The sequence below is a fragment of the Herbaspirillum sp. ST 5-3 genome (genome assembly GCF_004804275.1).
Classification (GTDB): Bacteria; Pseudomonadota; Gammaproteobacteria; order Burkholderiales; family Burkholderiaceae_D; genus Noviherbaspirillum.
The window spans coordinates 590989-610174 of record NZ_STGI01000001.1 but is presented as its reverse complement, the minus strand read 5'-3'; the positions used below and the strand labels follow the sequence as shown (position 1 = coordinate 610174).

Genomic DNA, 19186 nt, shown 5'->3' with positions numbered 1-19186 from the left:
GCCGATGCTTGTCCCCATCTTGAAACAGGAGCACTTCCTGATTGCGTCCATTCAGGGAGAACTGACCGATCAGGAGTTGCTGGCGCTGCGCGATCAACTGATAGGCAAGGTACGGCAATTCCGTTCGCGTGGCGTTCTCATCGACGTCACCGTGCTCGACATCATGGATTCCTTCGCCGCACGCACGCTGCGCAGCATAGCGCACATGACCAAGCTGCTCGGCGCGAAAACCGTGGTCGCCGGCATTCAACCCGATGTGGCAATTTCGATGGTGCAGCTCGGCCTGACGCTCGAGGACACTATTTTGGCACTGGATCTGGAGGATGGGCTTTCGATTCTACGGTCCAATGGAGCGCGAAGTGATAACGTCAATGGCCGAACATGAAACGGCGATTCCGGTCAGGTCCGATCTCGACGTGCTGAAGGCACGCCAATACGGAAAAGAACTGGCTGGATTATTAAGGTTCAGCAATACCGAGCGCACCATCGTCGCGACCGCCATTTCGGAGATTGCGCGCAATACCGTACTGTATGCGAAGTCGGGCTGTATCCACCTCAAGATCGTGGAGCAGGGCGGCAAGCGCGGCATCCTCGTCATCGTGCGCGATCAGGGGCCGGGCATTCCGGACCTTGGCCTGGCGATGCAGGACGGCTACACGACCTCGCAGGGCTTGGGCATCGGTTTGCCCGGCGCCAAGCGCTTGATGGATGAATTCGACATTGTTTCCGAAGTGGGCAAGGGGACCGTGATCACAATGAAGAAATGGGAACGGTGACCGCATGATCTCTTCCGGCAGCATGCCGTTCTTGCAGTATTGGGTTGCAGCACGGCCGATGCCGGGAGAGCGCGAGTCAGGAGATCAGTATGTGATCGCGCCGCATGCACGAGGCGTGCTGATCGCGGTCGTTGATGGCCTTGGGCATGGTGAGGATGCCTGCATCGCGGCCAAAGCCGCGGTTTCCACGCTGGCCGATCACGCCGATGAGCCACTGGCTATCCTGATCCAGCGCTGCCACCAGGAACTCAGAAAAACGCGCGGCGCGGTCCTGACTGCGGCGTCCATCAATGCGTCCGATAATACGCTGAGCTGGGTGGCGGTTGGCAATGTGGAAGGCATGCTGCTGCGTGCTGAGCCCGACGCCAAGCCGGTCTCCATCCTGCCGCGCGGCGGCATCGTCGGCGATCGTCTGCCTGCTCTGGCGCCGGCAAGCTTGCCGATCTGCCCCGGCGATTTCCTGCTGTTCGCCACCGATGGCATCTGCAGCGCATTCCTGCATGGCCTGCGGCACGTGGAACAACCGCAGCAGTTGGTGAATCAAATTTTTTACGCACATGCACGCGATACCGACGACGCATTGGTGCTGGGGGTGCAATGGACAGGCGAAAACAAGGATTCCACAGGCGTACGCAACTGACCTATTCTCTCGCGTCGCGCAACAATCCCCAGCGAGATATTGCACGGGATAACGCTCCCGACAGCGAGTACGTGGAATACCAGAATGAGTACCGGATGGCATTGCTTGAATATCTGCGGGGCGAAAGCGATGAAGCCGCCTTGCTGCATGCCTATGAGCTCGGAAGGCGCGGCGCGACCAGTCAGTTAAGCGTACTCAACCTGAATGAAATTCACCAGTCGGCATTGCTGTCGGACGAATTCCGAAAAAAATTATCGTTCGACGAGGATGGCATTCACTTGCTGGCGAAGGCGGCAGAGTTCCTGGGACAGGCGCTGGCACCGTTCGACATGATGCATCGCGGCTATGTGGAAACCATTTCACAATTGCGCACCCTCAATGAAACCTTGCGTCAGCAAAGCCAGGCGCTGCATCTGAGCGAAGAGCGCATGCGCCTGTTCATCAAGCACAATCCGGCCGCCGTCGCGATGCTCGACAAGGAGATGCGTTACGTGCTGGTGAGTCCGCGCTGGCATGTCGACTATCGCCTCGGCGACCGCGACATCACCGGCTTGTCGCACTACGAAGTGTTTCCGGAAACGCCGCCGGAATGGCGCGAGATCTATCGACGCTGCCTCGCCGGCGACGTCGACAAGCGCGATGAAGTGCAGTTCAGCCGCGCCGACGGCTCGATCGACTGGGTGCGCTGGGAAGTGCATCCCTGGTATACCGACCAGGGCGAGATCGGCGGCATCATCATGTTCACCGAGGTGATTACCGAGCGCAAGAACCAGGAACGCAAGATCGCGCGCCTGAGCCGCATCCAGGGCATCACCAGCGCCATCAATGCGGCCATCATCCGCATCAACGACCGCCAGGAACTGATGCAGGAAGTGTGCCGCGTGGCGGTTGAGCAGGGCAAGTTCAAGATGGCCTGGGTTGGTTTCGGCAAACCCGACGCGCTGGCGGTTTCCAGCCTCGCGGTGGGAAATGGTTCATGCAAGGTGACTTCCGGAGCTTCCGCGCGCGTATTGATGGAGCGCTCGGTCATCACGCGCGTCGTGGACTGCAGCAAGCCGGTGGTTTGCAACGACATCGAGCATGACCGGCGGCTGAGCTTCAAGCGCGAATTCCTGGAGATGGGCTATCACTCCCTGGTGGTCCTGCCCTTGTGCGAATCCGGGCATCCGATCGGCGTACTCTGCCTGTACGCAAGCGAAATCCGTTTCTTCGATCGCGAAGAAATGAAGCTGCTGTCCGAACTCGCGGACGATATTTCCTATGCGCTCAACCACATCATCAAGGAAGAGCAGATCAATTATCTCGCCTACTACGATGCGCTGACCAATCTTCCCAACCGCGACCTGTTCTTCGACCGCCTGCAGCGCCAGATCGAGGTCGCCCGGCATGAGAAACGCACCATGGCGGTGCTGCTGTTCGACATCGAACGCTTCTCCAACGTCAACGACAGCTTCGGGCGCCATATCGGCGACGCGCTGCTCAAGCAGGCGGCCGCGCGGCTGCAGCGCCTCGTTTCCTCGCACGATACGCTGGCGCATATTGGCGGCGACGTATTCGCAATCATGCTGGCCGATATCAAGGGCGCGGCCGATGCGGCCCACATGCTGGAACGGTTGATTGCAGGCTGTTTCAAGCCGGTGTTCGAAGTCAGCGGCTACGAGCTGTACGTCGCGGTGAAAGCCGGGATCTCCTTGTTCCCGAGCGACGGCGCGGATCGCGACACGCTCTACAAGAATGCCGAGATCGCGCTCAAGAAAGCGCAGAAGAACGGCGATACCTATCTGTTCTACCGGCGCGAGATGAATGCCAGCGTGGCGAAACGCCTGACACTGGAGAACCGTTTGTACCGCGCGCTCGAGCGCGGCGAATTCACCTTGTACTACCAGCCGAAAATCCATACCGGCAGCGATCGCGTGGTCGGGCTGGAATGCCTGCTGCGCTGGCAGCAATCGGCATCGGAGCTGATACTGCCGTCTTCCTTCATTCCGATCCTGGAAGAGACGGGCATGATCCTGCCGGTCGGCCAATGGATCATGGAAAAGGCGATTTCCGATTACAAGAGCTGGGTGTCGCAAGGGCTGACGCCGCCGCCGATCGCCGTCAATGTCTCGGTGGTGCAACTGCGGCATCGGGATTTCGTCGATTCGCTCAAGAGCATCGGCGAGCAGATCCCGGACGGCACACGCATGCTCGACCTGGAAATCACCGAAAGCATTCTGATGGAAAATATCGACCAGAATATCGAGAAGCTGCGCGCGGCCAAGGATATGGGCATGAAGATCGCGATCGATGATTTCGGCACCGGCTATTCCTCGCTCAGCTACCTCACGCGCCTGCCCATCGATCTGCTGAAGATCGACCGCTCCTTCGTGATCAACATGAACCGCAGCCCGTCAGGCCTGGCCATCGTGAGTTCGGTGATCTCGCTCGCCCATTCGCTCGAACTGAGCGTGATCGCGGAAGGGGTCGACGATGAGGAACAGGCCAAGCTGCTGAAGTTGCTGCGCTGCGATCAGTTGCAGGGCTTTTACTGCAGTGTCCCCTTGCCCAGCAGGCAGATCGGACCGATGCTGGCAGCGCAGTAAGCGCCGGCAGGAAGGCAAGGCGAGGAAAGCACGATGGCGCAATTCATCCTGATGCTGACCCGTAACGACCGGACGGTCGCGCACGCGCAGGCGGCGTACGCGGAGGTCGCGCAGACTGGCGTGCGATACGTCGGCTTCAAGGACATCGGCCTGCCGTTTGCCGAACTGGCCGCGTTGACCCGGGACATGCATCGCGATGGGCGGCAAGTGATGCTGGAAGTCGTCAGCACCACGCGCGATGCGGAGTTGCGGTCGGTGCATGCGGCGCTCGAACTCGGTGTCGATTATCTGCTGGGCGGGCACCATGCGGAAGAGGCGGCGCCATTGTTGCGCGGCAGCGGCATCCGCTATTTTCCATTCTGCGGCGAGACGGTCGGACATCCGACGCAACTTGTCGGCAGCATCGACGAAGTGGTGAATGACGCCCGCCGCCTCGCGTCGCTGCCGGGCGTGCACGGGCTCGATCTGCTCGCCTATCGTTTTTCAGGGGATGCGGAGGAACTCGCGCGCAAGGTGATCGCAGCCGTCGACCTGCCTGTCATCACCGCCGGCAGTATCGATTGCGAGCAACGCATTCAAGCCATGTGCGGCGCCGGTGCATGGGCCTTCACGATCGGCAGCGCCGTGTTCGATCGCTGTTTCCTGCCGTCGTCTGCTGCAATTGAAGATGCGCTGAAAACACAGGTCCAGGCAATCCTTGAAATGACGCAGCGCGGCTGAGTTCATGCAGCGTTTGCCGCTAGCGAACGCAGCACTTCCGCGGTCGCCGCATCGGCGGGAAAGAAAGTCTCCAGTGCCAATTCCGACAAGGTGACATCAATCGGCGTGCCGAACACCGTGGTGGTGCTGATGAAGGACAAAGTTCCGGTTTCCGTGCGCAGCTGAAACGGCACCACCACGCCGGCGTATTCCTGTCCGGCGGTATTCGCATGCGGAACGACACCGGCCGGCGCAGGATATTCCGCCAGTTCATTCATCAACTCGATCAAGACCGGATCGGCGCTGATGCCGATCTGGTGTCGCAGCCGCTCGAACAGATGCGCGCGCCATTCCCAATAGTTCGTAATGCGCGGCGCGACACCCTCCGGATGGAGGCTCAGGCGCAGCACGTTGACCGGCCCTTGCAGCAGGAAGGGTGCAACACCGGCCAACAGCGGCGGCACCGATTTGTTGGACGCGATCAGGTTCCAGTGACGATCGACCGCCAGCGCCGGATAAGGCTCGTGTCCCGCCAGCACCAGTTCCATCGCCTTGCGTGCCGGTTCCAGTGCCGGATCTTCCAGCTTCCGCTCAGGAAAGAGCGGCGCAAAACCGGCGGCAACCAGCAGCGTGTTGCGTTCCCTGAGCGGAATATCGAGGCGTTCGGCCAGGCGCAGCACCATCTCGCGGCTGGGTGTTGCGCGCCCTGTTTCCATGAAGCTCAAGTGGCGCGTCGAGATCTCGGCCTCGAGTGCGAGGTCGAGCTGGCTCAGGCGACGGCGCTGGCGCCATTCGCGCAGGAATTCTCCGACAGGACGGGTGGTTGACATGATGGCGTCGATCATAGCGCAACTCGCTCAAGCCTTCCCATTACCTCCGACGTAATCGACTTGCCGCGCATCGTGCACGAACATGCAGTCACCGTCGCAGCACACAATCGACTGCTGCAAGCGGACTTTCCAACTGCATGCATGGAGCCAGACATGAGCGAACAGACCGAATTGAACGAATTGATTGAGCGCTATATCGCGGTATGGAGCGAGACCGATGCGCCGCGCCGCCGCGCATTGATCGCGCAGGTATTCACCGAGGATGCGGATTTTCTTGATCCGCTGACGCACGCCTATGGACATGATGGCATCGACGCGATGATCGCCGCCATGCAGCAGCGTTTTCCCGCGCATCGCGTATCGCGCCATGGCGACATCGATGCCTTGCAGGATCGCGTGCGCTTCGTATGGCGGCTTGCGCCTGTCGATGCCGACGCGCCGGACGCGATGCGCGCGCAAGGCACCGATTTCGGCGTCGTGGCCGATGGCCGTTTATGCAAGCTGACCGGCTTTTTCGATCCCATGCCGGAGGCGCCGGTGCAGAAGAAGCATGGCTGGTCGGTCGACAGTTTCGCGGCGTTCTGGGCCAAGCCGAATCCCGCGCTGGTGCCGCGCGCGCTTGCGCCGGACGTGGTCGGCTACTGGCCGGGCAGCGAACCGGTGCGCGGCGTGGACGCATATACGCAGCGCATCGCCGAGCTGATCGCAATGGTGCCGGACTTTCGCCTGGAAGTGGCCGAGCATGCCGCCAACGGCGACTGTGTGTTCATCCGCTGGATTGCGCGCGGCAGCTTCGATGACGCGCCCTTCGAATTCACCGGCGTCGACCGCGTACGTGTGCGTGACGGACTGGTCGCGGAGAACCGGATCTTTTGCGACCACCCCTTGATCCAGGTGCTGGCCGCGTCGCATTCGCGTCAGCGCGCAGCCGTCTGATTTCTTCATTCACCAAGGAGCTTGCCATGTTCAATACCCAATCCTCATCCTTCCTGCGCCGCGTGCTGCTGGCCGACGCGCTGACCAGTTTCGGCACCGGCCTGCTGCTCACGCTCGATGCCGGTTTTCTTGCGCCGCTGCTCGGACTGCCGTCCGCGCTATTGCGCGAAGCCGGTTTGATCCTGCTGCCGTTTGCCGCGCTGGTCGCCTATGTCGGCACGCGCGAGCAAGTCTCGCCGCGCTGGGTCTGGGCGGTCATCCTGGGCAATGCACTGTGGGTGGTCGACAGTATCGCGCTGCTGTTGTCCGGATGGGTCACGCCCAACTTGGCGGGGACGGCCTTCGTCGCGGCGCAGGCGCTGGCTGTTGCCGTGCTGGCGGAACTGGAATATGTCGGCTTGCGCAAGAACACCGCTCTTGCCGTCTGAAAGGTTGCCGTTTCCGCTGGCAAGCCGTATGGCGGAGACGGCAGACCGGTCGAGTTCGTCGTGCCAGATCCTGAACCGGAAACGCTCACTGCGGCGCTCGGGGTTTTGTCGCCCGGTCGTCATGCACGAAGTGCGTCGGCGAAGCATGCGCATGCGCGCTGCGTTTCCGCAGGCGGATGTTGAGCATTTCCACCATCAGCGAGAAGGCCATCGCCGCATAGATATACCCCTTCGGCACATGGTGTCCGAAACCTTCCGCGATCAGCACCACCGCGACCACCACCAGGAAGGACAGAGCCAGCATCTTGATGGTCGGGTGCTCGGAAATGAAGCGACCGATCGGGCTGGCAAACAGCATCATCAGGCTGACTGAAGCGACCACGGCGGCGATCATCACGGCGATCTGGTCGACCATGCCGACGGCGGTGATGATGGAGTCGAGCGAAAACACCAGGTCGATCACCATGATTTGCAGCACGACGCCGATGAAGGTACGCCTGATTGCGGCAGCGCTTCCGCCTTCGGCGCCCTCGAAGGTTTCATGGATTTCGCCGACGCTCTTCCACAGCAGGAACAGGCCGCCGCACAGCAGCACAATGTCGCGCCCCGAAAAACCATAGCCAGCCACGGAAAACAGCGGTGCCGTCATGCCGACCAGCCAGGAAAGCGTCAGCAGCAGGCCGATACGCATGAACATCGCAAAGAACAGGCCGAGACGGCGTGTCATTTCGCGTTTGGCCGCCGGCAGTTTGTCGACCAGGATCGAAATGAAAATGATGTTGTCGATACCGAGTACCAACTCCAGCGCGGTCAACGTAAAAAACGCGATCCAGACTTGCGGATCACTGAGCAGTTCTAGCATGGTGATGTATTCCGGGGATTAAAAAAACGAGGGTGTCCAGACCGCGACACCCTCTGGCATGGCCAAGCGGCCACGCTTATTCGTTATTGGCGAAGCCGAGCAGATGCAGCAGGCTGGTGAACAGGTTGAAGATCGACACATACAGGCTCAGCGTCGCCATCACGTAGTTCGTTTCGCCGCCGCGCACGATGTTGCTGGTCTCGAACAGGATCATGCCCGACATCAGCAGGACGAACACCGCCGAGACGGCCAGCGACAGCGCCGGAACCTGGAAGAAGATCGCCGCCAGGCCAGCCAGGAACGCAACCAGCACGCCCACTGTCAGAAAACCGCCCATGAAGGTCATGTCACGCTTTGAAACCAGCGCGTAGCCCGACAGGCCGAGAAAGATCGCCGCCGTGCCGCCCATCGCCATCATCACCGTTTGCGTGCCGTTGGGCATGTTCAGGTAATGACCGATGACCGGGCCGAGCGTATAGCCCATGAAGCCGGTCAGCGCGAACACCAGCGCCACGCCGAGCCCGCGGTCGCGGTACTTGTTGACCAGGAACAGCAGGCCGAAATAGCCGACCAGCGTGATCAGCATGCCGGGATGCGGCAGGCGCAGCGCGGCCGACGCGCCGGCGGTGAGCGCGCTGAAACCCAGCGTCATCGCCAGCAGCATGTAGGTATTGCGCAGCACGCGATGTGCCGCGACGTCGATCACGGTGGTGGCGGCGCGTGCGCCGAAACCTTGCGTGCGGAGTGATTGGTAACGATCATTCATGATGCATCCTTTCGATAAAGCGTATTCAAACAGTCAAACCTTTTCGCGCACTCAGGCGCGCTCAGGAAAGTCGGGTCACATGGGACGCCTCCCGTTTCAGTTACGCAGCAAGGATAAATGCCTTGCCTTGTTTTAAAAAGCGAAGATAATATGATAAATACTTCGTAAAAACGGAAGCATGAAAAACACCAACCTGAACTTTCGGCATCTGTATTACTTCTGGGTGGTTGCCAAGGAGGGCAGCATCACGCGCGCAGCCGAGCGGCTGGATGTGGCAATCCAAACCATCAGCGCACAGCTTGCCCTGCTGGAACAATCGCTCGGCAAGGCCCTGCTCGCGCCGCAGGGGCGCCGCCTGGTCCTGACCGAGGCCGGTCGCGTCGCGCTCAGCTATGCGGATCAGATCTTCCTGCTCGGCGAACAGATGCAAGAGGTGCTGACCGAGCCGGACATCGGCCGCACCATGCGCCTGACGGTCGGCCTGTCCGATTCCCTGCCCAAGTTGACCGCGGCGCGCCTGCTGGAAGCCGCGCTGCAGCTGCCGAACAAGGTCAAGCTGGTATGCCATGAAGACGATTTTGAATCGCTGCTCGGCGAGTTGTCGGTGCACAAGCTGGACGTCATATTGACCGACCGTCCCGTGCCGTCGGGCACCACCTTGCGCGTGTTCAGCCACTTGCTGGGGGAAAGCGAATTGATGCTGTTCGGCTTGCCGGAGCTTGCCGAACGTTATCAGCCGGATTTCCCTTCACGGCTGACCGGCGCGCCGCTCTTGCTGCCCACGCGCAATCACGCGGTGCGCGGGCGCATCGACCACTGGTTTGAATCGCACGACGTGCGCCCGGACGTGGTCGGCGAGTTCGACGACAATGCCTTGCTGAACACCTTCGGCCGCAGCGGCATGGGCCTGTTTCCCGCGCCCTCTGCCCTGGCCAATGACGTCAAGGAACAGCTCGGCGCGCTGCCGGTCGGCGAGCTGACCCAGGTGCGCGAGCAGTTCTTCGCCATTTCCAATGAACGCAAGATCAAGCACCCTGCGGTCGAAGCCATTCTCAACGCCAGCCATAGCAGCGTTTTTGCAGCCTGATCCGGCGACTGCGCCATTCCTCATTGCTCTGCTGCTGCGCAGCAAAAATTAGAGTAAAGATTCACTTTATTGCCATATGGCAATAAACGCATTGCCGAGCATTGCTCCGCTGAAATATCATCGCAGGGATAGATGAAATGGCAAATACAAAAAGACCATTCCTGCAGGCTTGTCCATGACGGACCTGAAACTTGCCACTTCCCAAAGTGGGCCTCGGAGGCAAAATGAAACTCGGCAGATTGCGCATCGGTCAGCGGCTGGCGCTCGCATTCGGCGTCGTTACCGTACTGTTAATCATGCTGGCGGCTCTTTCCTATGTCCGGATCGACAGCCTCACCAGTGAAATCGCCACACTGGTCAAGGACCGCTATCCCAAGACGGTCATCGCCAATACCATCAAGTCCGAGCTCAATGAAAGCGTGCGCAGCATGCTCAATGTGCTGATCATGGCCGACGCCGGGCAGATCAAGAAGGAACTCGCCAACATCGATGCGCGCAACAAGAGCATGGACGAGGCCATTGCCCGCTTGCAGAAGAGCATCACGAACGAACAGGGACGTGCCCACCTCAAGGCGATCGTCGAGCTGCGCGACAAGTTCGTCCCGGCGCAAAACAAGTTCGTCGCCCTCGTCAACGAGGACAAGAAAGACGATGCGATGGTGAAGCTGATGTTCTCGGTGCGGCCGCTGCAGACCAAGTACTTCGAGCAGCTCGATGCCTTCATCAAATATCAGCATGGCGAGATGGAACAGGCCGGCGAAATGTCGACCGAGGCCGCGCATGGCACCGGCTACCTGATCCTGCTGCTGGCCGCGGTGGCGAGTGTGCTCAGCGTGCTGGTCGGCTTCCTGACGACGCGCAGGATCACCGCGCCGCTGACCGAAGCGGTGACGATCGCCAAGCGGGTGGCCGATGGCGACCTGACCAGCGATATCCGCATCACCACGCAGGATGAAACCGGTCAGCTCATGCAAGCGCTCAAGGACATGCATGAGAGCCTGTCGAAGATCGTCGGCGAGGTGCGGGCCGGTGCGGAGACGATGGCCTCCGCTTCGCGCGAGATGGCGAGCGGCAACATGGATTTGTCCAGTCATACCCAGGAGCAGGCCAGTGCGCTGCAGCAGACTGCGGCATCGATGGGAACGCTGACCGGCACCGTGCGGCAGAACGCCGAAAACGCGCGGCAGGCGAACCAGCTTGCCGCGTCCGCATCCGAAGTGGCGGAGAAGGGCGGCGCCGTGGTGTCGCAAGTGGTGCAAACCATGGGCTCAATCAACGCTTCCTCGCGCAAGATCGTCGACATCATTGCCGTGATCGACGGCATCGCCTTCCAGACCAACATCCTGGCACTCAACGCGGCGGTGGAAGCCGCGCGCGCCGGCGAACAGGGACGCGGCTTCGCGGTGGTGGCAAGCGAAGTGCGCAACCTCGCGCAGCGTTCGGCCTCGGCGGCAAAGGAGATCAAGACGCTCATCGGCGATTCGGTCGACAAGGTGGCAGAAGGCAGCAAGCTGGTCGGCCAGGCCGGCGCGACGATGGACGAAGTGGTGGCCAGCGTCAGGCGCGTGACCGACATCATGCATGAGATCACCGCGGCCAGCGAGGAGCAGCGCGCCGGCATCGAGCAAGTCAATCATGCGATCGTGCAGATGGACAGCGTGACGCAGGAAAACGCGGCACTGGTCGAAGAGGCCGCGGCATCGGCGGAAACCATGCAGAACCAGGCGGGCAGCCTCGCGCAACTGGTCAGCGTGTTCAAGATCGACGGCGCGCTGGCCGTCGCGGATCAGGTCGGCCGCAGCCTTGCGACCAATATCTCGGCGCCGGCGGCACAAGCGCGGGCGCAAGCGAAGGTGAAAAAACTGGCGGCGGTACCCCGCGTGCCAGCACTCGACAACAAAGACGATTGGGAGGAGTTCTGAGGTACTCAGAGCAAGCTCGATTCATATAAATAATTTCACGAAGGAGCAAGACAATGAGCAAGCGCATCAAGTGGCTGCTGGCCCTCGGGTGCCTGGTGGCAGGACTGAGTCAGAATGTGATTGCCGCGGAGGTCGCCGGCGTCAAGCTGCCCGACAGCGTACGCGTGGCGAACCAGGAGCTGAAACTGAACGGCGCCGGGGTGCGCAGCTGGGCCATCTTCAAGGTCTATGTGGCCGGCCTGTACCTGACCGAGAAAAAGAAAACCGTGCCCGACATCCTGGCGTCGAACGGTCCGCGCCGCATGCGCCTGGTGCTGGTACGCGACATCAACAGCGAAGAAATGGGGCAGGCTTTCATGGACGGTCTGAACAAGAATTCCGACAAGACGGAAAAGGCCAAATTCGTCAATCAGACCATGAAGATGGGCGAGATCTTTGCCGCCATTCCGGCCTTGAAGGCGGGCGACACCATCACCAATGACTGGGTGCCGGGGTCCGGCATGCATGTGCTGGTGAACGACAAGCCGGTCGGCGAAGTTCTTCCCGACATCGCCTTCTACAATGCCTTCCTGAAAATCTGGCTGGGCGAGAAGCCGGCCGACAGCAGCCTGAAACAGGCCTTGATCGGCGGCAATTAATCCAGTCACTGCACACCGGTGCGCCACCGCCGCGCACCGGCATTCCTTCTTCAGCCGATCCAGTTCACCTTCGGGAACTTGTCGCGAAACGCCTCTGGCATCGGAACGACTTTCTTCATCTTGTAATTGAAGAACACGAATCCCGACTTGGCCATCGCCACCAGCGCGCCATCCGCAGGGCGGGTGATGCGGAAGGTGATGTCGCCGCCGTACTTGTTGAAATCCATCACGCCGACCTCGAACAGCAAGTGGTCGCGCGCATGCGCTTCGGTCTTGTAGGTGGTGGCAAGGTCGGTCACGATGATGCCGACGCCGTCTCCACGATTTTCCTCGATGCCGAACTCGAACAGGAAGCGGGCGCGTGCCTCGGAAATCATCGAAATCATCGAGTCGTTGCCAAGGTGGTTGGCGCCGTTGATATCGGTCACACGCACCGTCAGCTGCGTGGAGTAGTAGTACTGGTGTTCAGGGAATTCTAGTTTCAGGCGGGCCATCGGGAATCTCGTTTGGAAGCGTTGCCGCGTTGCGCGACGGACGAATTCTACCTTCCTCCGAGGCATCGCGCCCGATTATCGAGGGCAAGCCGGGTATGACGAATCGACAATGTGATTGTTTCTGCAAGACGCGGCAGGTTACCGCGATGCGCGTTACACTTGGCGGAAACCCATTTTGTTTTTTGCCATGCCAGATTTTTCAGCACAGAATGACGCGCCGCCTGTCCCGCCCGAGAAACCCGGCGACGAGGAATGCTGCCGCAGCGGATGCGAACCCTGCATCTTCGATTTGTACGCACAGGAGCTCGAACGCTACCGCACCGCACTTGCCGCATGGGAGGAGAGGCAGCGGCAAGTGAAGGATACGCAAGGCTCGCACGCCTGACGGCAGCGGGCGCGCGATACATTCATTGCACGGATCATGAGCATCGTTCATCCACTCACCGTACCAGAAGACGAAGTCGAACTGACCGCAGTCAGGGCGCAGGGCGCGGGTGGCCAGAACGTCAACAAGGTCTCCAGCGCCATTCACCTGCGCTTCGATATCCAGGCTTCCTCCTTGCCCGATCCGATCAAGCATCGGCTGCTCAAGCTGCACGACCAGCGCATCACCAAGGACGGCGTGGTGATCATCAAGGCGCAAACCCATCGCAGCCAGGAGAAGAACAGGGAAGAGGCACTGCGTCGCCTGCACGACCTGGTTGCCAGCGTCACGGTATTGCCGCCGGTGCGGCAAGCAACCAAGCCCACGCGTGTGTCGCAGAAGAAGCGGCTCGAGGCGAAAACCCTGCGCGGCAGGGTCAAGGCAATGCGGGGCAAGGCCGGGATTGCGCTCGGCTGATTCAGCCAGTAGGCAAGCTAATTCTCCGACACATTTTCCTGGTTCCTACCTTCTTTCTCCAGGGCCGTTTCGCTGAGTGCCTGATTCGCCTGCAACAGGTCCTCAATCTGCGCCGGCGGTACCGGACGGCTGAAGTAGTATCCCTGGATCTGATCGCAGTGATGGCGACGCAGAAACGACAACTGCTCCTCCGTTTCCACGCCTTCCGCGATCACCCGCAGGTTCATGCTATGTGCCAGCAGGATGACTGCCTTGGCAATCGGTGCCTCGTCCTCGGGGCTCATGATGTCGCCGATGAAGGAGCGGTCGATCTTGAGGGTATGGATGGGGAAGCGATGCAGATAACTCAAGCTTGAATACCCGGTTCCGAAATCGTCGATCGACAGGCTGACGCCCATTTCGCTCAACCGGCTCAACGTTTCAACGCCGGCTTCGGCATTCTTCATGATCACGCTTTCTGTGATCTCCAGCTCCAGTGCGGCTGGACTGCACCCAGTTTCAAGCAATACCTGCGCGACGAGCTTGACGATGTCCTGCCGCCCGAACTGGCGGGCCGACAGGTTCACCGCGGTTCGGATGGCGGGCAGGCCGGCGCGTTGCCACGCCCGGCTTTGCGCGCACGCAGTGCGCAATACCCATTCGCCAATGGGAACGATCAGGCCGGTCTCTTCCGCAATCGGAATGAAATGATTCGGCGGGACCATCGGGCCGTCCTGCGGCTGCCAGCGTATTAGGGCTTCGACGCCGACGATCCTGCCGGTGGCAATATCGACTTGCGGCTGGTAATGCAGGATGAACTCGTTGTATTCGAGCGCGCGACGCAGACGCGCATCCAGTTGCAGGCGCTCCAGCACCCTTGCGTTCATCTCGTGCGCATAGAACTGGAAGCTATTGCCGCCTCGTTCCTTTGCCTGATACATCGCCATGTCGGCGTTTTGCAGCAAGGCAGGGCCGTCGCTGCCGTCCTTCGGATACAGGCTGATCCCGATACTGCCACTCGTGTAGAGCTCCTGCCCCATGACGACGACCGGTTCCGCAAGCGACAGCAGCGTCTGCTGCGCCAGGCGGGCGATATCTTCCTCATGGCCGACATCGGCCAGAATCACCACAAACTCGTCGCCGCCCAGCCGCGCCACAGTGTCGCCACGTCGAGTATTGAGGTTCAGGCGGCGGCCGCATTCGACAATCACCTGGTCGCCGACATCATGTCCCAGGCTGTCGTTGATGTTCTTGAAGCGGTCCAGGTCGATCATCATCACCGCGACATGTCGCTGCGCGCTGCGGGCATCAGCAATTGCCTGCGAAAGCCGGTCCTGCAGCAAGGCCCGGTTGGGAAGCGCGGTGAGGGCGTCGTGATAGGCAGAAAACTGCAGCTCCTGCTCCATGCGCTTGCGCAGCGAAATGTCTTCAACCGCGGCGATGAAATAACCCGGCGCGCCATCAGAATCGAACACCAGCGAGACCGACACGGTGACCCAGACATAGTTGCCGCCCTTGCGACGATAGCGTTTTTGGCAGGAGTAATTCTGCAATTCTCCGGCCAGCGTGCGCCGAATCAGCGTTCGCGACGTTTCCAGGTCATCGGGGTGGGTTATTTCGAATACTGTCAGCTTCAGAAGTTCTTCTTCGGAATAACCGGTGATCTGCAGCAGTTTTTGATTGGCGCGCGCCCAACGGCCGTCGATGCTTGCATGGGCCAACCCGACGGCAGCCTGATTGAATGTGGCGATGAAACGCTCTTCGCTCACGCGCAGGGCTTCCTCTGCCTGCAGGCGTTCGGTCATGTTCTTGATCAGTGCCACCACGATGTGACGGCCGCCCGACTGCAATGCTCTCAGATGCACCTCAACCGGCAAGTGCGAGCCATCCTTATGCCGCAGCATGCTTTTCGCGACGGCGTATTTGGTGGCGCTGAACACGATCTCGTCATAGTATTCGGCCAGCTTGTCACCGCTGGCACCGACGCGTGTGTCATGCGGAGCCAACTGCAGCATCTCGTCGCGGGTGTAACCCAGCATTTCGCAAGCGGTTGCATTGACATCGACAATCCGCATGCTGGCTCGGTCAACCACGTAGATGGCGTCGGTGGAGTGCTCCATGCCAAGCCTGAACCGTCTCCACTCCTCTTCGGCACAGACCCGCTGCGTGACATCCTGCGCGACCAGAAGCCACAAGGTTTCGTCGTCCAGCAAGGTCTCTGAAATCATGAATTCAATATGCCTTGAAGCGGCGGCGGAAGGCAGGAACAGCACGAGCTTGCGCGCCACCAGCGGCGGCGTGATGCATTCCAGCAGCTGAGGGCTCTGGATGAGAGCGTGCAAGGGCTGTCCCACCACATCGCTGTCGGCTTCCAGTCCGCATATGGCGCGCATGACGCGATTGATTGTGCGCACCCGATGTTGTGTATCGACGACCATGACGCCGGACGGCAATGCAGCGATCATCTGTTCGGCGAATTTCTTGTGCTGCGACGTCACCTGGTGATTGATTTCGAAGTAGGTTTCGATGGCCAGGCCCATGTCCAGAAACACTATCTTCAGCAGCGCATCAAAGCTTGCGAAGAATTTCACCGGATCGCAATCCAGCAACTCCCAGAGGATCGGCGCCATCGCCGCGAGGTATTTCCGGTAAGCGCCGATATACCATTTCGCGTCCAGCCCGATGTTGTTGTGCACGATGCCGACACGCACACGGTTCTGGATATACTCCTGCCCGTACTCCCCCTCGGTAAGCTGGGAAAAATAGCGATTGTGCGCCTGCCTGAGCCGGCTCATCGCCTCGATATCGGGAAGGAGTTCCTTGAGGGGCGGGAACTTCAGCAGGAAGCTGTAGAAATTTTCTGCGAGCGCATCCTGCGCCTGCACCATCGGGAGATGAAGCGTGCGCAGCTGGTCGCTGTCGTGTTGGCCGAACTCGAGAAAAGCCTTGCGCTCCGCGATGTCATCCTGCGTCAGCCCGATAAGTTCGGCGATGACCCGGACTGTTTCATCCAGCTTTCTCATGCGGCCTCCTTCGGCGGCGCTCATATTATCGGTTGACGGCAGCTGCATCTCAAATGCTTGCAGGCGGTATGGCCGGACGACTGCGCCTGTCAGTGCCGCGAGCAGGCCAGTCGACAAGCACCCTGCATTCGCAGAGCGTTGCGCTCAAGGATGAGCTAAAACTGTTCCCATTCTTCGCCGACCTGGCCACGCGGAGCCATCAGATGTTTCGTGCCCGAAGCCTTTCTCGCGTCATGACCGATCGGAGCAAGGGACGGCCTGCCCGCCAAGGAGGGCGCCGCCGCAGCATCTTGCATGCCGTTGACTTTGAACACGCTCACTACCTGCGCCAGCTTGTCGGCCTGGTCCTGCATGGCAACCGAGGCTGCTGCCGCTTCTTCGACGAGCGCCGCGTTCTGCTGGGTGACCTGATCCATTTGCGTGATCGCCTGATTGATCTGATCGATGCCGGCGGTTTGCTCCGCGCTGGCTGCCATGATTTCGCCCATGATGTCGGTCACCCGTTGAATGCTGTCGACGATCTCGCGCATGGTAGCGCCGGCCTGATCCACCAGCTTTGCGCCGGCATCGACATTTTCGACAGAATCGCCGATCAATGCCTTGATCTCCTTGGCGGCGGCAGCGGAGCGCTGTGCCAGATTGCGCACTTCGGCAGCGACCACGGCAAAGCCGCGCCCCTGTTCGCCGGCACGTGCGGCTTCCACCGCCGCGTTCAATGCCAGGATGTTGGTCTGGAAGGCGATGCCGTCGATGACGCCGATGATGTCGACGATCTTGCGCGAGGAAGCGTTGATCGAACCCATGGTGTCGACCACCTGCGAGACAACCGAACCGCCCTTGCGGGCCACTTCGGAGGCGGAGATCGCAAGCTGGTTGGCCTGGCGCGCGTTATCGGCATTCTGCTTCACGGTCGAGGTAAGCTCCTCCATCGAGGACGCGGTTTCTTCCAGCGAGCTGGCCTGTTCCTCGGTGCGCGACGACAGATCCTGGTTGCCGGCGGCAATCTGGCCGGATGCGGTGGCGATGGTGTGGGTGCCGTTTCGCACTTCGCCGACGACCTTGGCCAGGCTGGTGTTCATGTTCTTCAAGGCTTGCATCAGTCGTCCCGTCTCGTCGTTCGACCTGACCTCGATCTCGCTGCTCAAGTCTCCGGAAGCCACGGTCTGCGCGACCTCGACGGCCTTGTTCAGCGGCCGCGTGATGCTGCGCGTCACCCACCAAGAAAACCAGCTTGCCAGCAGGATCGCCATGCCCGCCAGGCTCAGCATGATGGTGGCGCCTTCGTGATACTGCGTGTCGGCATCCGCGCTGCCTTTTTCCATCAATTTCCCGCCCAGCACGACCAGGCCCTTTACTTGGCTAAAGTAGGCATCCTGCGCGGGAGAAAGGACGCCGAACAACTGAGTGGTGGCTTCCGCTTTCTTGCCTTCCGCGAACAACTTGAGGTATTCGTTTTGCGCGGCGAGATATCTATTGCGCTCTGCCAGCAAGGCCTGCAATATCTCGCGGCCTTTCTTGGTTGCCAGCAGCTTTTCGAGCTGCGCGACATTGCCGGCGATATCTTTTCGAAGCGCTTCGCTGGTGGCCAATGCCGCCTTGATCTGTTCGGGATTTTCAAGGAGCAGCAAATTGCGCAGGATGCTTGCCTGCGTATTGACGTCTTCCAGAACCTTGTTGGCGATGGCGACTCTTGGGTAATAGTTGCGTGCAATCAGATTGGTGCTGTCGTCGAGCGCGCTCAGGCGTGAAACGCCGAGTGCAGTAGCGCCGACCAGCAGCAGAATCAGTATCGCAAACCCGATGCCGAGCCGGGTACCTACCTTCAAATTCGCGAAAAACATTTTCAGACACCTTCTGTCAATATTCAATTGCCTGCCGATGCAAGCTTTCACTCCCACTTCACATGCAGGAGCGGTGTCAGGGACCGTGCGCCGGGGTGGAGTTCATTCCGCCAACTCTTCAATCAAGCCAATTTCCTTGTCGGACATCAGCCGCTCAATATCGATCAGGATCAGCATGCGCCCGTCGAGCGTGCCCAGTCCAATCAGATAATCGGTATCCAGCGCGGAGCCCATTTCCGGCACCGGCTTCACCTGCTCGGGGCTGAGGGCGATCACATCCGATACACTGTCGACCACCAGCCCCATTACACGTCGACCGATATTGAGGATGATGACGACGGTGAATTGATCGTATGCAGGCGCACCGAGGGTGAACTTGATGCGCAGGTCCACGATCGGCACGATCACGCCGCGCAAATTGATCACCCCCTTCAGAAATGCGGGGGCGTTGGCAATGTGCGTGACAGCGTCGTAACCGCGCAGCTCCTGCACCTTCTGGATGTCGACGCCGTATTCTTCGCTGCCCAAGGTAAAGGACAGGAATTCCAGTCCCGATGGCGTTGCAGCATCGACCGGCCCGGAATGGACGCTTGCATGCGGAAGGGAATTGTTTGCTTGCATCGTCACCTTTCATTGCCTGAAACAACAGTCTCGTGCTTCAGCCGTGGACGCATAACATAGAGGTTTTCTGGCAAACTTGCTATCACGCAACTATCGAAATGGTGTCGGGTTTACGCAGACAAAAGTGTGTAGTGGAAGCCCTACACGACAATTCGATGGCAAAAGTGTTTGCAGAAGAGGTTGCACGGCGCTGAAGAAAGCACCTCAAGGAGAAGCCA

The 19186-nt window shown here is 60.1% G+C and carries 19 protein-coding genes; 12 read left to right on the top strand and 7 right to left on the bottom strand.

Going from position 1 to position 19186, the window contains the following annotated elements; all coding sequences use genetic code 11:
• The first annotated feature begins 4 nt into the window (after positions 1–4).
• The 5 genes from E6W33_RS03015 to E6W33_RS02995 are packed head-to-tail and all read left to right on the top strand — an operon-like array spanning position 5 to position 4721.
• Positions 5–385: an STAS domain-containing protein gene (locus tag E6W33_RS03015; RefSeq protein WP_136414109.1), complete on the top strand. Its 381-nt coding sequence runs from the start codon at positions 5–7 to the stop codon at positions 383–385.
• A complete protein-coding gene (locus tag E6W33_RS03010) occupies positions 372–776 on the top strand; it encodes an anti-sigma regulatory factor (RefSeq protein ID WP_136414107.1) in 405 nt (134 codons plus the stop codon). The genes E6W33_RS03015 and E6W33_RS03010 overlap by 14 nt, the downstream gene beginning before the upstream one ends.
• A 4-nt stretch (positions 777–780) precedes the next feature.
• On the top strand, positions 781–1416 hold the full coding sequence (locus E6W33_RS03005; protein WP_136414105.1) for a SpoIIE family protein phosphatase: 636 nt from the start codon (positions 781–783) through the stop codon (positions 1414–1416).
• Complete coding sequence (locus tag E6W33_RS03000; protein ID WP_136414103.1) at positions 1374–4001, top strand: EAL domain-containing protein; 2628 nt, start codon at positions 1374–1376, stop codon at positions 3999–4001. Before E6W33_RS03005 ends, E6W33_RS03000 begins: the two co-directional genes overlap by 43 nt.
• Positions 4002–4034: 33 nt before the next feature.
• Complete coding sequence (locus E6W33_RS02995; protein ID WP_211097213.1) at positions 4035–4721, top strand: 4-hydroxythreonine-4-phosphate dehydrogenase; 687 nt, start codon at positions 4035–4037, stop codon at positions 4719–4721.
• Between the two features lie 2 nt (positions 4722–4723).
• On the opposite strand, the gene E6W33_RS02990 is transcribed toward E6W33_RS02995, so the two are convergent.
• Positions 4724–5530, bottom strand: a complete 807-nt coding sequence (locus E6W33_RS02990; RefSeq protein WP_136414101.1) for a helix-turn-helix transcriptional regulator — start codon at positions 5528–5530, stop codon at positions 4724–4726.
• A gap of 153 nt (positions 5531–5683) precedes the next feature.
• Here E6W33_RS02990 and E6W33_RS27930 point away from each other — a divergent pair, with 153 nt between their 5' ends.
• Together E6W33_RS27930 and E6W33_RS02975 are read left to right on the top strand one after the other, a co-directional pair.
• Positions 5684–6466, top strand: a complete 783-nt coding sequence (locus tag E6W33_RS27930) for a nuclear transport factor 2 family protein (RefSeq protein WP_211097211.1) — start codon at positions 5684–5686, stop codon at positions 6464–6466.
• 26 nt (positions 6467–6492) lie between these two features.
• Positions 6493–6894, top strand: a complete 402-nt coding sequence (locus E6W33_RS02975) for a hypothetical protein (RefSeq protein WP_136414099.1) — start codon at positions 6493–6495, stop codon at positions 6892–6894.
• Between the two features lie 85 nt (positions 6895–6979).
• Here E6W33_RS02975 and E6W33_RS02970 read toward each other — a convergent pair whose 3' ends face one another.
• The gene (locus tag E6W33_RS02970) at positions 6980–7756 is read right to left on the bottom strand and encodes a TerC family protein (protein WP_136414097.1); all 777 of its coding nucleotides are present in this window, start codon (positions 7754–7756) and stop codon (positions 6980–6982) included.
• Positions 7757–7832: 76 nt separating this feature from the next.
• The gene (locus E6W33_RS02965) at positions 7833–8522 is read right to left on the bottom strand and encodes a Bax inhibitor-1/YccA family protein (RefSeq protein WP_136414095.1); all 690 of its coding nucleotides are present in this window, start codon (positions 8520–8522) and stop codon (positions 7833–7835) included.
• 178 nt (positions 8523–8700) lie between these two features.
• Here E6W33_RS02965 and nhaR point away from each other — a divergent pair, with 178 nt between their 5' ends.
• The 3 genes from nhaR to E6W33_RS02950 all read left to right on the top strand — a co-directional run bounded on the left by nhaR (position 8701) and on the right by E6W33_RS02950 (position 12169).
• The gene (gene nhaR, locus E6W33_RS02960; protein WP_136414093.1) at positions 8701–9609 is read left to right on the top strand and encodes a transcriptional activator NhaR; all 909 of its coding nucleotides are present in this window, start codon (positions 8701–8703) and stop codon (positions 9607–9609) included.
• Between the two features lie 224 nt (positions 9610–9833).
• A complete protein-coding gene (locus E6W33_RS27780) occupies positions 9834–11531 on the top strand; it encodes a methyl-accepting chemotaxis protein (RefSeq protein ID WP_136414091.1) in 1698 nt (565 codons plus the stop codon).
• Between the two features lie 53 nt (positions 11532–11584).
• The gene (locus E6W33_RS02950; protein ID WP_136414089.1) at positions 11585–12169 is read left to right on the top strand and encodes a chalcone isomerase family protein; all 585 of its coding nucleotides are present in this window, start codon (positions 11585–11587) and stop codon (positions 12167–12169) included.
• Positions 12170–12219: 50 nt separating this feature from the next.
• Here the strand turns inward: E6W33_RS02950 and E6W33_RS02945 are convergent, their stop codons facing one another.
• The gene (locus E6W33_RS02945) at positions 12220–12663 is read right to left on the bottom strand and encodes a thioesterase family protein (protein ID WP_136414087.1); all 444 of its coding nucleotides are present in this window, start codon (positions 12661–12663) and stop codon (positions 12220–12222) included.
• A gap of 187 nt (positions 12664–12850) precedes the next feature.
• Here E6W33_RS02945 and E6W33_RS02940 point away from each other — a divergent pair, with 187 nt between their 5' ends.
• On the top strand, positions 12851–13048 hold the full coding sequence (locus E6W33_RS02940; RefSeq protein ID WP_136414085.1) for an oxidoreductase-like domain-containing protein: 198 nt from the start codon (positions 12851–12853) through the stop codon (positions 13046–13048).
• Positions 13049–13084: 36 nt separating this feature from the next.
• Complete coding sequence (gene arfB / locus E6W33_RS02935; RefSeq protein ID WP_136414083.1) at positions 13085–13504, top strand: alternative ribosome rescue aminoacyl-tRNA hydrolase ArfB; 420 nt, start codon at positions 13085–13087, stop codon at positions 13502–13504.
• A gap of 17 nt (positions 13505–13521) precedes the next feature.
• Here the strand turns inward: arfB and E6W33_RS02930 are convergent, their stop codons facing one another.
• The 3 genes from E6W33_RS02930 to E6W33_RS02920 all read right to left on the bottom strand — a co-directional run bounded on the left by E6W33_RS02930 (position 13522) and on the right by E6W33_RS02920 (position 18968).
• On the bottom strand, positions 13522–16506 hold the full coding sequence (locus E6W33_RS02930; RefSeq protein ID WP_168798489.1) for an EAL domain-containing protein: 2985 nt from the start codon (positions 16504–16506) through the stop codon (positions 13522–13524).
• A 155-nt stretch (positions 16507–16661) separates the two neighbouring features.
• A complete protein-coding gene (locus E6W33_RS02925) occupies positions 16662–18347 on the bottom strand; it encodes a methyl-accepting chemotaxis protein (protein WP_136414079.1) in 1686 nt (561 codons plus the stop codon).
• A gap of 102 nt (positions 18348–18449) precedes the next feature.
• Positions 18450–18968 (bottom strand): chemotaxis protein CheW, encoded by a 519-nt coding sequence (locus tag E6W33_RS02920; protein WP_136414077.1) that lies wholly within the window; start codon positions 18966–18968, stop codon positions 18450–18452.
• Between the last annotated feature and the right edge of the window lie 218 nt (positions 18969–19186).

Excerpts from the sequence above, each read along its gene's own strand:
- E6W33_RS03015 (WP_136414109.1), top strand. The coding sequence starts at position 5 with ATGCTTGTCCCCATCTTGAAACAGGAGCACTTCCTGATTGCGTCCATT.
- E6W33_RS03010 (WP_136414107.1), top strand. The coding sequence starts at position 372 with ATGGCCGAACATGAAACGGCGATTCCGGTCAGGTCCGATCTCGACGTG.
- E6W33_RS03005 (WP_136414105.1), top strand. The coding sequence starts at position 781 with ATGATCTCTTCCGGCAGCATGCCGTTCTTGCAGTATTGGGTTGCAGCA.
- E6W33_RS03000 (WP_136414103.1), top strand. The coding sequence starts at position 1,374 with ATGGACAGGCGAAAACAAGGATTCCACAGGCGTACGCAACTGACCTAT.
- E6W33_RS02995 (WP_211097213.1), top strand. The coding sequence starts at position 4,035 with ATGGCGCAATTCATCCTGATGCTGACCCGTAACGACCGGACGGTCGCG.
- E6W33_RS02990 (WP_136414101.1), bottom strand. The coding sequence starts at position 5,530 with ATGTCAACCACCCGTCCTGTCGGAGAATTCCTGCGCGAATGGCGCCAG.
- E6W33_RS27930 (WP_211097211.1), top strand. The coding sequence starts at position 5,684 with ATGAGCGAACAGACCGAATTGAACGAATTGATTGAGCGCTATATCGCG.
- E6W33_RS02975 (WP_136414099.1), top strand. The coding sequence starts at position 6,493 with ATGTTCAATACCCAATCCTCATCCTTCCTGCGCCGCGTGCTGCTGGCC.
- E6W33_RS02970 (WP_136414097.1), bottom strand. The coding sequence starts at position 7,756 with ATGCTAGAACTGCTCAGTGATCCGCAAGTCTGGATCGCGTTTTTTACG.
- E6W33_RS02965 (WP_136414095.1), bottom strand. The coding sequence starts at position 8,522 with ATGAATGATCGTTACCAATCACTCCGCACGCAAGGTTTCGGCGCACGC.
- nhaR (WP_136414093.1), top strand. The coding sequence starts at position 8,701 with ATGAAAAACACCAACCTGAACTTTCGGCATCTGTATTACTTCTGGGTG.
- E6W33_RS27780 (WP_136414091.1), top strand. The coding sequence starts at position 9,834 with ATGAAACTCGGCAGATTGCGCATCGGTCAGCGGCTGGCGCTCGCATTC.
- E6W33_RS02950 (WP_136414089.1), top strand. The coding sequence starts at position 11,585 with ATGAGCAAGCGCATCAAGTGGCTGCTGGCCCTCGGGTGCCTGGTGGCA.
- E6W33_RS02945 (WP_136414087.1), bottom strand. The coding sequence starts at position 12,663 with ATGGCCCGCCTGAAACTAGAATTCCCTGAACACCAGTACTACTACTCC.
- E6W33_RS02940 (WP_136414085.1), top strand. The coding sequence starts at position 12,851 with ATGCCAGATTTTTCAGCACAGAATGACGCGCCGCCTGTCCCGCCCGAG.
- arfB (WP_136414083.1), top strand. The coding sequence starts at position 13,085 with ATGAGCATCGTTCATCCACTCACCGTACCAGAAGACGAAGTCGAACTG.
- E6W33_RS02930 (WP_168798489.1), bottom strand. The coding sequence starts at position 16,506 with ATGAGAAAGCTGGATGAAACAGTCCGGGTCATCGCCGAACTTATCGGG.
- E6W33_RS02925 (WP_136414079.1), bottom strand. The coding sequence starts at position 18,347 with ATGTTTTTCGCGAATTTGAAGGTAGGTACCCGGCTCGGCATCGGGTTT.
- E6W33_RS02920 (WP_136414077.1), bottom strand. The coding sequence starts at position 18,968 with ATGCAAGCAAACAATTCCCTTCCGCATGCAAGCGTCCATTCCGGGCCG.